The following is a 444-nucleotide window of genomic DNA, read 5'->3' as shown; positions in this document are numbered from 1 at the left end:
GATCGAACCGCCGCCGGAGACCCAGGATCCGGCGGCGCTCCGGGCGTGGGCGGAGGGATTGACCCCCGCGTTCGAACCGCTGTTGACGCCCACCGTCGCGGTCCTGTTCGCCGCCGGCGTGCTCGTCACGGTCGTCCTCGCCGTGGTCGCGTACACCGTCATCTCGGCCGGTCAGCTCTCGGCCGTCGCCGCGAGCCTCCGCGACGAGCGCGGACTCGTCGGGGGGATCGCCGGCGCACGATCACGCTGGCTGACGTTCCTCGGGCTGTACGTCGCCGAGCTGCTCCTCTGGATCGGCGTGATCGCGCTCGGGTCGCTCGCGGTCGGCGCGGCGTTCCTCGCGAACCCGTTCCTCGGGGCCGCGGTCGCGGTCGCCGCCCTCCTCGTCGGCTTCGTCGCCCTCGCGCTCGTCCGGATCCTCTTCGCGTTCGCGCCGGTGGCCGT

1 pseudogene is annotated in these 444 nt (G+C 73.9%); it reads left to right on the top strand.

What is annotated here, in order from left to right:
• Positions 1 to 444 (top strand): annotated as a pseudogene (locus EXE44_RS18220) (stage II sporulation protein M); the annotation flags it as partial.

The organism is Halorubrum sp. SS7, from assembly GCF_005435055.1.
Lineage (GTDB): Archaea > Halobacteriota > Halobacteria > Halobacteriales > Haloferacaceae > Halorubrum > Halorubrum salinarum.
Note: the sequence above shows the minus strand (reverse complement) of the source record. Positions and strands in the feature narration are given on the sequence as shown.